The 14035-nt window shown below is 73.8% G+C and carries 11 protein-coding genes; 5 read left to right on the top strand and 6 right to left on the bottom strand.

Features of this window, described 5'->3' with window-relative positions; all coding sequences use genetic code 11:
* The first annotated feature begins 218 nt into the window (after positions 1 to 218).
* Positions 219 to 2063 (top strand): phosphoenolpyruvate carboxykinase (GTP), encoded by a 1845-nt coding sequence (locus tag J1M41_RS04695; protein ID WP_206451257.1) that lies wholly within the window; start codon positions 219 to 221, stop codon positions 2061 to 2063.
* Positions 2064 to 2129: 66 nt separating this feature from the next.
* Here J1M41_RS04695 and J1M41_RS04700 read toward each other — a convergent pair whose 3' ends face one another.
* Positions 2130 to 3320, bottom strand: a complete 1191-nt coding sequence (locus J1M41_RS04700) for a globin domain-containing protein (RefSeq protein WP_041102857.1) — start codon at positions 3318 to 3320, stop codon at positions 2130 to 2132.
* Positions 3321 to 3415: 95 nt separating this feature from the next.
* Entirely contained in the window at positions 3416 to 3874 is a 459-nt protein-coding gene (locus J1M41_RS04705) for an Rrf2 family transcriptional regulator (RefSeq protein WP_041102859.1), read from the bottom strand.
* Between the two features lie 71 nt (positions 3875 to 3945).
* Between J1M41_RS04705 and J1M41_RS04710 the strand changes: the two genes are divergently transcribed.
* On the top strand, positions 3946 to 6141 hold the full coding sequence (locus tag J1M41_RS04710) for a RecQ family ATP-dependent DNA helicase (RefSeq protein ID WP_206451258.1): 2196 nt from the start codon (positions 3946 to 3948) through the stop codon (positions 6139 to 6141).
* Between the two features lie 10 nt (positions 6142 to 6151).
* On the opposite strand, the gene J1M41_RS04715 is transcribed toward J1M41_RS04710, so the two are convergent.
* Positions 6152 to 7627 (bottom strand): phosphomannomutase/phosphoglucomutase, encoded by a 1476-nt coding sequence (locus J1M41_RS04715; RefSeq protein ID WP_206451259.1) that lies wholly within the window; start codon positions 7625 to 7627, stop codon positions 6152 to 6154.
* 141 nt (positions 7628 to 7768) lie between these two features.
* Here J1M41_RS04715 and J1M41_RS04720 point away from each other — a divergent pair, with 141 nt between their 5' ends.
* Positions 7769 to 8920 carry an MFS transporter gene (locus tag J1M41_RS04720; RefSeq protein WP_326846069.1) on the top strand — a complete coding sequence of 384 codons (1152 nt, stop codon included), beginning with the start codon at positions 7769 to 7771 and terminating at the stop codon, positions 8918 to 8920.
* Between the two features lie 45 nt (positions 8921 to 8965).
* Here J1M41_RS04720 and J1M41_RS12025 read toward each other — a convergent pair whose 3' ends face one another.
* Together J1M41_RS12025 and J1M41_RS04735 are read right to left on the bottom strand one after the other, a co-directional pair.
* The gene (locus J1M41_RS12025) at positions 8966 to 11374 is read right to left on the bottom strand and encodes a hypothetical protein (protein WP_241247732.1); all 2409 of its coding nucleotides are present in this window, start codon (positions 11372 to 11374) and stop codon (positions 8966 to 8968) included.
* Positions 11375 to 11376: 2 nt separating this feature from the next.
* Positions 11377 to 12024 carry an SAF domain-containing protein gene (locus tag J1M41_RS04735; protein WP_192593434.1) on the bottom strand — a complete coding sequence of 216 codons (648 nt, stop codon included), beginning with the start codon at positions 12022 to 12024 and terminating at the stop codon, positions 11377 to 11379.
* A gap of 225 nt (positions 12025 to 12249) precedes the next feature.
* Between J1M41_RS04735 and J1M41_RS04740 the strand changes: the two genes are divergently transcribed.
* Complete coding sequence (locus J1M41_RS04740; protein ID WP_098092364.1) at positions 12250 to 12474, top strand: helix-turn-helix domain-containing protein; 225 nt, start codon at positions 12250 to 12252, stop codon at positions 12472 to 12474.
* Between the two features lie 15 nt (positions 12475 to 12489).
* Here the strand turns inward: J1M41_RS04740 and J1M41_RS04745 are convergent, their stop codons facing one another.
* Positions 12490 to 13047, bottom strand: coding sequence for a hypothetical protein (locus J1M41_RS04745; RefSeq protein ID WP_206451260.1), 558 nt, complete (start codon positions 13045 to 13047; stop codon positions 12490 to 12492).
* 81 nt (positions 13048 to 13128) lie between these two features.
* Between J1M41_RS04745 and J1M41_RS04750 the strand changes: the two genes are divergently transcribed.
* Complete coding sequence (locus J1M41_RS04750) at positions 13129 to 13956, top strand: LysM peptidoglycan-binding domain-containing protein (protein WP_241247733.1); 828 nt, start codon at positions 13129 to 13131, stop codon at positions 13954 to 13956.
* Positions 13957 to 14035: the final 79 nt, after the last annotated feature.

Consider the following 14035-nt stretch of genomic DNA (forward strand, 5'->3'; position numbering starts at 1 on the left):
AACTCGTAGAACACTACAGGACCTCGCCGACGAAGTGCAAATCGACGGTCTGCGGCGGTCTGTGCCGGGGGTGTGGCGCAGGCGCGGCCATGATAGCCGGGCTCGGGTACCATGGCAGGACCGTGCGGCCACAACGATGTGGTGCGCGCTTCGGCGGTGCACGCATCGGAGTGGACGGGACGGAACGGCCCCGGACCCCAATGGGAGGACTCTCCACCATGGCTGACAACGCCACCACCTCGTTCGCGGATCGCGCCCTGGCGGACGCGCCCACGGACTACGCCCAGCTGCGCGAGTGGGTCGCTCAGATCGCAGAGCTGACGCAGCCGGACTTCGTCCAGTGGGTCGACGGCTCCGAGGAGGAGCGCGACCGCCTCGCGGACGAGCTCGTGGCGGCGGGCACCCTGACCCGCCTGGCCGAGGACAAGTTCCCCAACTCCTTCGCCGCGTTCTCCGATCCCGCCGACGTCGCCCGCGTGGAGGACCGCACCTTCATCTGCTCCGAGAAGGAAGAGGACGCCGGCTTCACCAACAACTGGATGGACCCGGCGAAGATGCACGGCATCCTCGACGACGCGTTCACCGGCGCCATGCGCGGCCGCACCATGTACGTGATCCCGTTCGTGATGGGCCACCTCGACGCCGAGGACCCGAAGTACGGCGTGGAGATCACCGACTCCGCCTACGTGGTCCTGTCGATGCGCATCATGGCCCGCATCGGCCAGGACGTGCTGGACAAGATGTCCCGCGAGCAGGCCTTCTACGTGCCGGCCGTGCACTCCGTGGGCGCCCCGCTGGAGCCGGGCGAACAGGACGTGCCGTGGCCGTGCAACGAGACCAAGTGGATCGTGCACTTCCCCGAGGAGCGCTCCATCTGGTCCTTCGGCTCCGGCTACGGCGGCAATGCCCTGCTCGGCAAGAAGTGCTACGCGCTGCGCATCGCCTCCGTGATGGCCCGGGACGAGGCCTGGCTCGCCGAGCACATGCTGATCCTCAAGCTGACCAACCCCGAGGGCCGGTCCTACCACATCACCGGCGCCTTCCCGTCGGCCTGCGGCAAGACCAACCTCGCCCTCATCGACCCCACGATCGAGGGCTGGAAGGCCGAGACCCTGGGCGACGACATCACCTGGATCCGCGCCGGCAAGGACGGCGAGTTCCGCGTGATCAACCCGGAGACCGGCTACTTCGGCGTCGCCCCCGGCACCGGCTGGTCCACCAATCCGAACGCCATGCGCGCGATCTCCAAGGGCAACTCCATCTTCACCAACGTCGCCCTCACCGACGACGGCGGCGTGTGGTGGGAGGGCATGACGGACGAGGTCCCCGAGCACCTCACCGACTGGCGCGGCAACGACTGGACGCCCGAGTCCGGCACCCCGGCCGCCCACCCGAACTCCCGGTTCTGCACGCCCATCGAGCAGACGGACATGCTGGCCGACGAGTACCGCGACCCGCGGGGCGTGAAGCTGGACGCCATCCTGTTCGGCGGCCGCCGCAAGACCACCGTGCCACTGGTGACCGAGGCCTTCGACTGGGAGGATGGCATCCTCAAGGGCGCCACCCTCTCCTCGGAGACCACCGCGGCCGCCGCCGGCGCCGTGGGCGTCGTGCGCCGCGACCCGATGGCCATGCTGCCGTTCCTCGGCTACGACGCCGGCGACTACCTGGCCCACTGGGTCAGGGAGTCCGGCAAGGCCGACCCGGAGAAGCTGCCGCGCATCTACCTGGTCAACTGGTTCCGCCGCAACCGCGACGGCGGCTTCGCCTGGCCAGGCTTCGGCGAGAACTCCCGCGTCCTGAAGTGGGTCGTGGAGCGCCTCGAGGGCAAGGCCGAGGCCGAGGAGACCCCGATCGGCCTCGTGCCGGCCGCGGGCTCGCTCGACCTGTCCGGCATCGAGGTGTCGGCCGAGGACCTCGAGGACGCCCTCAAGGTCGACGCCGCGGAGTGGGCCGAGGAGAACGAGCTCATCGAGCAGTGGCTCGGCCGGTTCGGCGAGTCGCTGCCCGCCGTCGTGCGCGAGCGCTTCGAGGCGCAGAAGGCCCGGTTCGCCCAGGCCTGAGCCCCGGAACGCGGAACGGCCCGCACCCCGTGAGGGGTGCGGGCCGTTCCGCGTTCCGGGGCCGGATCAGGCGGCGAGCCAGAGGTCCGGGCCGAAGATCTCGTAGCGGATGGACGTCGCGGGCACGCCGGCGTCGATCAGCTTCGAGCGGGTGGACTGCATGAACGCGAGCGGGCCGCACAGGATGTAGTGCCCGTCGCGGGGCAGTTCGACGTCGTCGAAGTGCATCACACCCTCGACGGTCGTGACGCCCTCGGGGTCCTGCTCCGGCCGCACCCCGAGGAAGAGGCGGGCGTCGCCGTGCGGCAGCGCCGCCAGGGACTCCGTCACCTGTTCGCGCAGGGCCACCGCCTCCCAGGACGCGTCGCCGTGGAAGAAGAGGACCTGGCGGTCCGAGCCCTGCTGGGCGAGCGCGTCCAAGATCGCGGCGGCCGGGGTGATGCCGATGCCGGCGGTCGCCAGGACCAGGGGAGCGGTGGAGTCCTCGTCCTCGAGGGTGATGTCGCCGTAGGGGTTGGACAGCTCGATGACGTCGCCGACCTCCACGTTCTGGATGAGCATGGGCGAGACCTCGCCGCCCTCGTCCAGCTTCACGGTGATGACACGTTCGGTGGTGGACTCGGCCTTCTCGGAGAGGGAGTACTGGCGGCACTGGCGCAGGCCGTCCTCGACCTTCAGGCGCACGGACACGTAGCCGCCGGCCCTGCCGCGGGACTGCGGGGTGTCGTCGGCCGGCTCGAAGCGGAAGGTGACGGCCGCGTTGCCGGTGGGCTCCTTCGCGACGACCCTCCAGTCCGTCCACATCCTGTCGTTGGCCTGCTGGGAGTAGAGGCCCTTCTCGATCTTGATGAGGGCGTCGGCCATGAGCCAGTAGACCTCGGTCCAGGCGTCGGCCACCGCGGGGGTGACGGCGTCGCCGAGCACCTCGCCGATGGCCCAGAAGAGGTTCTCGTAGACGATCGGGTACTGCTCCTCGACGATGCCGAGGGCGGTGTGCTTGTGGGCGATGCGGGACAGGACGGCCTCGGGCAGGGTGCCCGGGTTCTCGAGCAGGTGCACCGCGAACTTCACGATCGAGCCGGCGAGGGCCTGGGCCTGCTCGCCGTTGCGCTGGTTGGCGCGGGAGAAGACGCCGTCGAGGAGCTCGGGGTGGGCCTCGAACATGTGGGCGTAGAACAGGGGCGTGATCTCCGGCATGTGCTCGGCGACGACGGCGGCGGTGGCCTCGATGACGGGGTGGGACTTCTCGGACAGCACGGGGGTCTCCGTCTCTTCGGTGGCGAATCTTGCGCTGGTTTTGCCAGATTACACCCGGCCGTCGCCGTCGGGAACTCGCCCCCCGGCCCGTTCCCTCAGTGCGTCACGGGGATCTCCGGCAGGCCCAGCAGCACGGGTCCGCCGACAGGCCCGGCGCTCACCAGATCCCGGATCCGCACGGTGTCGAGTTCGGCGAGGAAGGCCTCGCGTGCGCGGTGCAGGGCGCCGCGCAGGCGGCAGTCGCCGGCGTAGGGGCACGCCACCCCGGAGTCGCGCCCGGCGCAGTCGATCACCTCGTCGCGGCTGCTCAGCGAGCGCACGAGCTCGCCCACACGCTGGTCCAGACCGGCCGCGGCGATCATGGCCCCGCCGTGCCGACCGCGCAGCACCTCGATGGTCCCGCGGCGACGCAGCTCGGCGACCGCCTTGATCACGTGGTTGTAGGGCACCTGGATCCGGTCCGCGATCTGCTGGCTGGTGAGCCGTTCCCCCTCGGCGGCCGCGAGCGTCATCAGCACACGCAGGCAGACGTCGGTGTAGGCGCTCAGCTTCATCCCGCCATCATCCCACCGGTGCACGGCGCCGCCGCGCCTGCGGTGTCCGGGCCGGTTGGCATACTGACGCCATGGACGCCACCTCGCACCCCGACGCCGGCCCCCGCCTCCCCGAGACCTCCGTGCCGGGGGGCGACGCCGCGCTGCACGAGGAGGCCCTGGCCGTCCTGCGTCGGCTCGTGGACCGGCCGGACGCGCGATTCAAGGACGGGCAGTTCGAGGCGATCGAGGCGCTCGTGGCCCACCGCCGCCGCGCCCTGGTGGTGCAGCGCACCGGCTGGGGCAAGTCCGCCGTGTACTTCGTGGCCTCCCTCCTGCTGCGCGCCCGCGGCGCGGGGCCCACGCTGATCGTCTCCCCGCTGCTCGCGCTCATGCGGGACCAGGTCGCGGCCGCCGCCCGGGCGGGCGTGCGCGCGGTGTCCGTGAGCTCGGCGAACGCCACGGAGTGGGACGAGGTCCGGGCCCGGCTCGCGGCGGACGAGGTGGACGTGCTGCTGATCTCGCCCGAGCGCCTCACGAACCCCCGGTTCCGGGACGAGCAGCTGCCGGACCTCGTGGCGCGCATGGGCCTGCTCGTGGTGGACGAGGCCCACTGCATCTCCGACTGGGGCCACGACTTCCGGCCGGACTACCGCCGCATCCGGGACCTGATCGGGCTGCTTCCCGCCGAGGGGCCGCGCGCGGTGCCCGTGCTGGCCACCACCGCCACGGCCAACGCCCGTGTGGTGGCGGACGTGGTGGAGCAGCTCGGCGTCGCCTCCGAGCAGGACGTGTTCGTGCTCCGCGGCCCCCTGGCCCGCGCCTCGCTGCGCCTGGGCGTGCTGCGCATGCCCAGCCCGGCCGCGCGCCTGGCCTGGCTCCTCGACCACCTCGGGGACCTGCCGGGCTCCGGGATCGTCTACGCCCTCACCGTCTCCGCCGCCGAGGACACGGCGCGCGCCCTGCGCGAGGCGGGGCACGAGGTGGTCGCCTACACGGGCCGCACGGACCCGGAGCGTCGCGCCGAGATCGAGGAGGACCTCAAGGCCAACCGGGTGAAGGCCGTCGTGGCCACCTCGGCGCTCGGCATGGGCTTCGACAAGCCGGATCTGACGTTCGTGGTGCACCTCGGTGCGCCGGGCTCGCCCGTGGCGTACTACCAGCAGGTCGGCCGCGCCGGCCGCGGGACGGACCACGCGGACGTGCTCCTGCTGCCCGGGCCCGAGGACCGTCGCATCTGGGAGTACTTCGCCACCGCCTCCATGCCGGACGAGGGGCAGGCGCGCGCCGTGCTGGGGGCGCTCGCGGACCACGGCGGGGCCCTCTCCGTGGCGGCGCTCGAGCCGTCCGTGCGGATCAAGCGCACCTCCCTGGAGCTGCTGCTCAAGGTCCTCGCCGTGGACGGGGCGGTCGAGCGGGTGGGCGGCGGCTGGCGCGCCACCGGGCGGGAGTGGACGTACGACGCCGAGCGGTACGCCCGCGTGGCCGAGGCCCGCCGGGCCGAGGAGCGGCTCATGCTCGACTACCAGACCACGGACCGGTGCCGCATGGAGTTCCTGGCCCGCACCCTGGACGACCCCACCGCGGCGCCGTGCGGCCGCTGCGACGTCTGCGCCGGCCCCTGGTACCCGACGGGATCGGACGGGGCGGCGCGTGAGCGCGCGGAGGCCGCCCTGCGCCGCACCGGTGTGCCGATCGAGCCCCGTCGCATGTGGCCCTCGGGCATGGACCGGCTGGGCGTGCCCGTCAAGGGGCGCATCGCGTCCGAGTCGCAGGCCGAGGAGGGCCGCGCGCTCGCCCGCCTGACGGACCTCGGGTGGGGCACCGTCCTGCGGGACCTGCTGGACCGGGAGGACGCGCCGGTGCCGGAGGAGGTCCTGCGGGGCGCCGTCGACGTCCTGGCCGGCTGGGGGTGGCGGACGCGGCCGATCGCCGTCGTCGCGATGCCCTCGCGCACCCGCCCGCAGCTGGTGGGGTCGTTCGCCGAGGGGATCGCCCGGATCGGCCGGCTGCCGTTCCTCGGCTCGCTTGAGCACGCGCGCGGCGGCCCCACGGCCGGGCCGGGCGGCAACAGCGCCTACCGGCTCGGGTCCGTGTACGGCCGGTTCGCCGTCCCCGAGGCGATGGCGCAGATGTTGCGCACCGCCCCGGACGCCGGCCGCCACGGCCCCGTGCTGCTGGTCGACGACCTCGTCGACTCGCGGTGGTCGCTCGCCGAGGCTGCGCGGGTGCTGCGCGAGGCCGGCGCCCAGGGGGTGCTGCCGCTCGTCCTGGCCCAGGCCGGATGAGCCGCCGAGGTCAGCGCTCCGCGCGGACGATCGCCAGCACGGCGTCGCGGAGCGCCTCCATGGTGGCGGCCGTGCGGGCCTCGCCGTTGTAGCGCAGGAACGGCTCCGTGTTGGACGGGCGGAGGTTGAACCACCACGTGCCGTCCTGGGCGGCGACCGTGGTGCCGTCCATGCGGGTCACCGTGGTGGCCACCCCGGCGAAGTCCTCGTGTACGGCCCGGCCCTCGCCGGCGCCCTCGCCCACGGCGGGGGCGAACTGCGCCACCACCGCGGCCACGGCGGCGTCCTTGTCCGCGACCTGCGAGTTGATCTCTCCGGAGGCCACGTACGGCTCGTACTCCTCGGCCAGCTCGGACAGCGGCTGCTCCTGGCCGCCCAGGGCCGCCAGCACGTGCATGGCCGCGAGCATGCCGGTGTCCGCGTTGAAGAAGTCGCGGAAGTAGTAGTGCGCGGAGTGTTCGCCGCCGAAGACGGCGGACTCGGCGGCCATGACCGCCTTGATGAAGGAGTGGCCCACGCGGGTCTCCACGGCCCGGCCCCCGTCGGCCGCCACGAGCTCGGGGACGGCGCGGGAGGTGATCAGGTTGTGGATGACCACGGGGGTCTGCTCGCCGTCGGCCTTCGCGCGGGCGATCTCGCGGCGGGCCACCAGGGCGGTGATCGCGGAGGGGGAGACCGGGGCGCCCTGCTCGTCGATCACGAAGCAGCGGTCGGCGTCGCCGTCGAAGGCCAGGCCGATGTCCGCGCCGTGCTCCACGACGGCGGCCTGCAGGTCCCGCAGGTTCTCCGGCTCCAGCGGGTTGGCCGGGTGGTTCGGGAAGGTGCCGTCCAGCTCGAAGTAGAGCGGCTCGATCTCCAGCGGCAGGGCGGCCAGCTCGGCGTCGCCGAGGACGGCCGGGGTGGTCTTGCCCGCCATGCCGTTGCCCGCGTCCACCACGACCTTCAGGCGGCGCACCCCCGTCAGGTCCACGAGCGAGCGCAGGTATGCCGCGTAGCCGGGGAGGATGTCCTCCTCCGTCACGGTGCCGGCGGTCTCGGCAGCGGGGATCTCACCGGCGTCGAGGTAGGCCTGGGCCGCGTCGCGGATCTCGAACAGCCCGGTGTCCGAGGAGACCGGCACGGCGCCGGCCTGGGCCATCTTCATGCCGTTGTACTCGGCCGGGTTGTGCGAGGCGGTGAACACCACGCCCGCGGCCTGCTTCACACCCGCCGCGTAGTAGAGCATGTCCGTGGAGATCAGCCCCAGGGTGACGACGTCGGCGCCGCGGCGCGTGGCACCCTCGGCGAAGGCCGTCATGAACGCGGGCGAGGAGGGGCGCATGTCCCCGCCGACCAGCACGGTCTGACCGGCCAGGCCCAGCACGTCCACGAAGGCCGCGCCCACCGCGCGGACGCTCTCCGCCGTGATGGACTCGCCCACGATGCCGCGGACGTCGTACGCCTTGAAGGAATCGTGCAGGTCGATGGAGGGGGTCGAGGTAGTCACCCGACCGATCGTAGTGGACAGCCTGGATACAGTGAGGGCGTGCCCCCGACCACTCCGCCCCCGAGCGCGGGGCCCCCGGCCGTCCCGTCGTCGGGACCCGCGCCGGCCGCTCCCGGGGAGCCCGCGTACCGCAGGCTGCTGATCGGGCTGTTCCTGGCGGGGGTGGCCACGTTCGCCCAGCTCTACTCCCCGCAGGGCCTGCTGCCGCTCGTCAGCGACGACCTGGGCGTCCCCGCGGACCGTGCCGCCCTGCTCGTCTCCGCCAGCACACTCGGCCTCGCCGTGTCGGTGGTGCCGTGGTCCGTGGCCGGGGACCGGTGGGGCCGCCGACGCGCCATGGTGGTCTCAATGGTCTCCGCCAGTGCGTGCGCGCTCGCGGGCGTCCTCGCACCCACGTTCGAGGCCATGCTCGGTCTGCGCCTGCTCGAGGGCATGGCGCACGGGGGTGTCGCGGGACTCGCCGTGGCGCTGCTGGCGGAAGAGGTGGTCCCGCACGCGGTCGCGGCGGCCGCCGGCACCTACATCGCCGGCACCACCCTCGGCGGGCTCTCCGGCCGGCTCCTCGCCCTGCCCGTCGCGGAGGCGTCCTCGTGGCGCGGCGGGATGCTGGCCGTCACCGTGGTCGGGGTGCTGTGCACGGTCGGCTTCCTGGCGATCACGCCGCGCGCCCGACGTTTCACGCCGTCGCCCACCTCCCCGGTGACGCTCGTGCGCATCGTGCGTGGCCACCTGCGCTCGCCGGAGCTCGTCGCCGTCTACCTGCAGGGGGCGCTGCTGATGGGCGGGTTCGTGGCGCTGTACAACTTCGTGGGGTACCGCCTGCTCGACCCGCCGTTCTCCTGGACGCCGACGGCGGCCGGCCTCGTCTTCCTCGCCTATCTCGCGGGCACGTGGTCGTCGCCGCGCGCGGGCCGGCTGGCCGCGCGGGTGGGCCGGCTGCCGGTCCTGGCCGGCGCGACGGCGGCCATGGCGGCGGGCGTCGCCCTCACGTTGGTCCCGCATCCGGCGGTGCTGGTGCCTGCCCTCGTGCTCGTGACGGGCGCGTTCTTCGCCGCCCATGCCGTGGCCTCCGCGTGGTCCGGGACGGCCGCCCCCACGGGCCGCGCCCAGTCGACCTCCCTGTACAACTTCGCGTACTACGCCGGCTCGAGCCTCTTCGGCTGGCTGGGCGGCGTGTTCCACGAGTCCCACGGGTGGCCGGGGACGGTGCTGATGGTCCTGGCCCTGGTGCTGACCGCCCTGGCGAGCGCCGTCGTCGTGCTGCGCGGACGCGGGACGGCCCCGGCGCGCTGAGCCGGGGCCGTCGAGGGAGCGGGTGTCAGCGGGCCGCCCCGCGGGTCACCAGCCGAGGGCCTCGGCATCCGTGCCGGTGGCGGACCGGGCCTGGTCGCGCCAGGCGGCGAGGACCTCGGGGTCCTGCAGCTCGAGCCACGCGATCATCTGCTGATAGGTCACGCAGTAGGTGTCCTCCTCGACGCAGACCTCCCGCATGACCTTCTCCACAGCCGGGTTGAACGCGTTGAGACCCCAGTCGTTGAAGTGGTTGCCGAAGACCAGCGGGGCGCGGTTGCCCGCGAACGCCGAGTCGTACATGTAGCGGTAGGTGCGGTACTGGAAGTCGGTGAGTCGGGCGACGTCCTCCGGGATGTCCTTGCCGCCGTTGCCGGAGATCCAGAAGTTGTAGTCCATCGCCATCACGAACGGGCTGGCCGCGTCCTTCTCGGCGAGCACGGGGGACCAGGTCATCGGCATCTCGAACTCCCAGATCCCGTCCTCCTGGTAGGGCCAGGCGACGCCGGAGGCGGCCGCGGCACGGGACGTGTCGTACTCGAGTCCGTTGTCCTTCCACATCGGGACGAGCTGGTCCCACTCCCCGTCGAGGCAGGGCAGACGTCCGCCCTTGACGTCCTCGGGGGTGACCTCCAGCGCCGGCAGGGTGCTGCCCGGGTTGTAGGCCCCGGGGTCGGAGAGGATGTCCGTGAACGAGCCGTACTCCTGCTTCCATTCGGCCGTGGACCACTGGTCAGCGCCGTACCTCGTGGGCGCGCACAGGTGGCCCGCGTAGTGGGTGCCGATCTCGTGGCCGGCGGCGTGGGCCGTGTTGATGTTCTCGATGCGCTGCGCCACCTCGGCCTCGTCGCCGCCGAACTCCGTGCCCACGTAGCCGGGCTCGTTGCCGGGCGCCGTGTAGTTCTCCCGGTTGGCGGTCTCGATGAGGTTGATCGCGGACTGGAACACCGTGAACTTCGCGTCGGAGTCCGCGGCCGCGTCCAGGAAGGTCTTCCAGCGCGCATCCTGACGGCCGCCGTCGAAGGAGAAGAGGACGAACTGCGGCGGGCGCTCCTCCGCCGTGAAGGCCCGCATCGGCACGCCCTCATGGGAGCGGGCGGCCAGGGGGAGCGCGGGGTCCGCGGCGGCCGGGTCCCACGGCAGGAACGCCTCCAGGGGCGTGGCCGGCGAGGCGTAGCGGTTCCAGACGGCCTCGACCTGCCCGCGCGGGGCGACGCCGGCGGCGGCGGGCCGGAGCCGGTTGACCACGACGCGCAGCCGTGCCGCCGGGGCCGCCTCCGCCAGCTCCTCGACCCCGCGGACCAGGCGGGGCAGCGCGACGGCGTCCGGCCCGCCGACCGCGATGACCTCGTCGGCCGCGGCGAGCGCCGCCAGGGTCGCACCGTTGCGCTGTGGGGCGGGCACGTCGAAGGACAACTCCTCGTCCTGCTCGAGACCGAACCCGACGTCGACGACCACGCGGTCCCAGTGTTCCCTGGCGGCCGCGATCAGCGCGGAGACGGCGGCGGGGCGCAGCTCGGGCCACCGGTCCACGCGGGTGAGCCCCGTCAGAACCGTCAGGTCCGCGCCGGCGACGCGGACGCGGACGCCCGCGGCCGCCAGGTCGGCGGCGCCCAGTCGGCCGTGGTCGGCCCGCCGCACGGCCCGCGCCACGCCGGCCGACTCCTCCGTCAGCCCCAGGTGCACACCGACGGCGGGGCCGTACGTGTCCAGGTCGACCAGCAGCGTGTTCCGGCCGGCCATGGCGTGCTCGGCGGCGAGGTTCACGGCGACGGTGGTGCGTCCCGGGGCGCCGGTGGGACCCCACACCACGGTCACCAGGGACTCCCGCGCGGGTGCGGTCGGTTCGCCCTCCTCCGGAGAGGGTGCGGGGTCGGCTCCCTCGCCCGCGGTGGCGGGGCCGTCGTCGGGGGTGGCCGCGGCGGGGGCGGCGCCCGGCCCGGCGTCGTCGGGCTCGTCGGCGTCGCGCCAGGGGTCCGTGAGGCCGGGCACCTCGTCCGCGCCGAGCGTCTCCAGGGTGATCGGCAGGTCGTCGAGGTCCTCGGCGTGATCCCGGGCGTGGTCGGCGTCCTCCCCGTGCGAGGTCTCCGGCCGGCGGCCCTCCGCGGCGGCGCTCGCGGACTCCACGACGACGGCCGCGATCTGCTCGGGGTCGGCGTCGGCGCGCACGCAGGGCACCCCCATGCTGCGGAGACGACGCCGCTCGGCACGGACCTCGCTGAGCGCCGCCACGCCCACGGGTCGGGGCAGCCGGGCCGTCTCCTCCAGGAAGGCGGCGGTGAGGGACTCGGTGTCCCCGGCCACGAGGACCGCGTCCACGAGACCGGAGCGGGCGATGGCGAGCAGCTCGGCGATGTCCTCGGCCCGGCGGAGGACCGTGATGTCCGTCTGGTGCCGCTCGAGCGGGCCGATGTGGTCCAGGCCCGGCTGGACGGTGGTGGCCAGGGCGATGCGCACGGTCAGCGCACCCCGTGGGCCGGCACGAGGGTGACCCGCGCGTCCTTCACCTTCGCGTCCACGATGCGCGGCAGGGTCTCCTCCGGTGCCAGCAGCTGCACCCGGGTGGTGCCCGAGCCGCCGAAGCCGTTCTGCTCCGCCGTGACCTCGGAGATCTCGAGCGCCTCGGCCAGCCGGGCCGGGTCTGCATGGCCGCGGCCTCCCTCCGCCGGCATGGCCACCCAGACGTCCACGCGGTCTCCCACGCCCACGCCGGACGGCAGCGGCTCGTCCAGGGCCACCCCGACGGGACGACGGCCGTCCGGGTCCGCGTCCACCAGTGCCGCCGCCGGCAGCAGCTCACCGGCCCGGACCGTCCCGGAGACCATCCGCCCCTCGGGAGCCGGAGCATCGGCGCTGAGGTACCGCTCGCCGGCCTCGCTGAGGTTCACCTCCACGGGGCGCAGGTCCCCGGACGCGATGGGTGTGCCCGGGGGCAGGTCCTCCGCAGCCGTCCAGTACGCTGCGGTCCGCTGGGCGGAGGCGACCAGCGCCACGACGCCGGCGATCGAGGCGAGGACGAGCACGAGACCGACGAGGAGCCGGGGATCCCGCCAGCGGGGCCGGCGCAGACGGCCGCCCTCGGCGGACGCGGACATGGTCGTGGACACCGGATGTTCCCCCCTTCGGACCGGCCCCTCGGGCCGCCGCGGCCCCGGCACCCCGTCGGTGTCGGCCCCTCCGCGCTGCGCCCAGAGTAACCACAGGGGCCGTGGATCGCCGGATCCGCCGCGTACGCTGTGGAAAAGTGTCGCCTCCGGGTGTTCCCGGGGTTGAATGGGTCGACGTCGTGGGCCGCCCGCGACCGTCCTGGACGCCTCGACCGAAGGAGCACCGTGCAGCGCTTTCTCACCCTGACCGACGTCGCGGAGACCCTGAACATCTCCGGTCAGGCCGCCCGTGCCCTGGTCCGCTCGGGTGAGCTGCAGGCCATCCAGGTCGGGGGCCGCGGTCAGTGGCGCATCGAGGTGTCCTGGCTCGAGGACTACGTGGAGCGTCAGAAGGAAGTGACGCGCGCCCGCGTCCGGGAGTGGACCGAGACGGACGCGAAGGCCCGCTGATCCCACACGGTCTGCTCAGGCGGGGCGCAGCGCGGTCCGGACCGTCCCCAGCGCCCCGAACGGGATGACGAGCCGCCCGCGGACGGCCGCGGCCCGCCGGGCCTCGTCCCGCGGGTGGCGGGCGATGTCGAGGTGGTCGCCGCCCACCCGGTCCACGGTGCCCTCCGCCAGTGCCGCGCCGAGGCGCCCCGTCACCGCCACCGGCTGGCGCGTCCGCGCGATGCCGCGCAGCACCGTCCCCCAGCCGGCCGCGGCGAGCTCGGGCGCGAGCGCGGCCCGGGTCAGGTCGGCCTCCACGGCCGCCACGCAGTCCACCGCGACGATCGCCGATCCCGAGCCGTCGACGTGCACGCCGACCCAGCCCTGGCCCACCGTGTGCACCACGCCGTCCACGACCTCGCCCCAGGCCAGGTGGAGCCGGACCTGCCGCCCTCGGGCTCCGCGCAGACGGTCCACCAGGGACAGCGCCATCCACTCCGCTCGGGTCAGCTCCGCGGCCTCGGCCACCGTCTCCTGCCAGCCGAGGTCGACCCAGTGCGCCTCCAGGTCGTCGAAGAGTCCGTTCCACCGCATGCGCTCAGCATAGGAGGCTCGGTGTCGAGCGCCAGCCATCATCAAACATCATCAAACATCACTCTTGACACCCATCCGGCCATGCAGTTCACTGTGGTCATCATCACCGGCCTGATCGCGGGATCGCGGCCGGACGGACGCACAGGAGGGGAATCCATGGAGCGCTCGACATCACCGGCCGGCCCGGCCCCGACCCGTCCGGTCGACGCGGCGGACGCCGTCGGCCTCACCGTCCTGCTTCTGGCCGGACCCGGTCTGCTCGCCTGTGCCGCGGCGCTGCTGCAGACGGGCACCAGCGCGCCGGCGGCGGAACTGACCCGTGTGCTGGGCCTCGGCGCCGGTCTCGCCGGGCTCGGACTGCTCGCGTGGTGGGCGGTGGGCCTGACCGGGCTGGCGCTCGTCGCGCTGGGGCGCCGTGCGGGCCGGCCGGCCTGGGCCCGCCTGGGCCGGAGCCTCACTCCCGCCCTGCTCGGACGCGTAGCCGGCGCCGTCGTCGGTGCCCAGCTGCTCGCGGCGCCGGCCGCGTGGGCGGACGCGGCTCATCCCGTGCCGGACGCCTCCTGGACCGTGGCCGCGTCCCCCACGCACGCCACCGGCGTCGAGGCCCCGGCGCCGGACGCCGCGTGGACGCCCCGGCCCCCGGCGCCGGCCCCGCCGGGCGCCGGCACCGGCCGTGCGGATCCGGACCACCCCACCGTCACCGTCCGGCGCGGCGACTGCCTGTGGCACCTCGCCGCCGCCGAGCTCGGCCCGGACGCGACCCCCCGAGAGATCGACGCCCGGTGGCGCCGCTGGTACGAGGCCAACCGGCGGGTGATCGGCGACGATCCACACCTGCTGCTGCCCGGCACCGTGCTGACCTCCCCTGTGTTCGCCCCGCACGCCGGCGTGGACGGACCACGGCCATGACATCCACGACCCTGCACTCCCCCACTTCGCCTCGTCCTCAGGAGACCGCCATGACCGCCCTTGCCACCCGCCCCCGCAC

Origin of the sequence: Micrococcus sp. KRD096 (assembly GCF_017168495.1) — a bacterium.
In the GTDB taxonomy this organism is placed as follows: domain Bacteria; phylum Actinomycetota; class Actinomycetes; order Actinomycetales; family Micrococcaceae; genus Micrococcus; species Micrococcus luteus.